The 524-nt window shown below is 59.2% G+C and carries 1 protein-coding gene; it reads right to left on the bottom strand.

The genetic code is table 11. The features are described from left to right. Positions 1 to 233: 233 nt before the first annotated feature. The coding region (locus QKE52_RS13330; protein ID WP_347949006.1) for an integrase core domain-containing protein at positions 234 to 524 on the bottom strand (291 nt) is incomplete at its 5' end.

Below are 524 nucleotides of genomic sequence, written 5' to 3'. Positions count from 1 at the left end.
AGGACGCGAACTCCGTCTAGGTGGTGAGGGTTGTCAGATGCGAGTTTTTGGTACCGGTGTTCTGGGGACTCGGTACTGTCGTGTTCTGGGTAGTTGGTACCGGGCCGAGGGGTGCGTCGGCCCGGACCGTTTGTCTTAGTCGTCTGGGGTGGTGGGTGCGGTGGCTTTGCGCATGTCGAAGTCTCCGTGGGGTTGCCCGCAAATCGTGGACACGTAGTGGAGCTACCTAGTGGTTAGGCAGCTATTTCTTTTCTGCTGGTGGTTGAACCGGTGTGGTTCTCGAAGTCGACGGGGCTGACCATCCCGAGGGCGGAGTGCCGGCGCCGACGGTTGTAGACGACTTCAATCCAGTAGGCAACGGCCTTACGTGCGGCATCACGGGTAGACCAACGCTTACGGTCGTAGAACTCGGTTTTAAGCGTCGACCAGAACGACTCAGCCATCGCGTTATCGAAGCACACACCAGTACGCCCCACAGACTGAGCAATGCCCAGGCTGCGGCATACCTCCCAGAGCTTCTCGCT

Origin of the sequence: Corynebacterium sp. c25Ua_47 (genome assembly GCF_039907205.1) — a bacterium.
GTDB lineage: Bacteria > Actinomycetota > Actinomycetes > Mycobacteriales > Mycobacteriaceae > Corynebacterium > Corynebacterium hiratae.
This window is presented reverse-complemented; position numbering and strand designations above follow the sequence as displayed.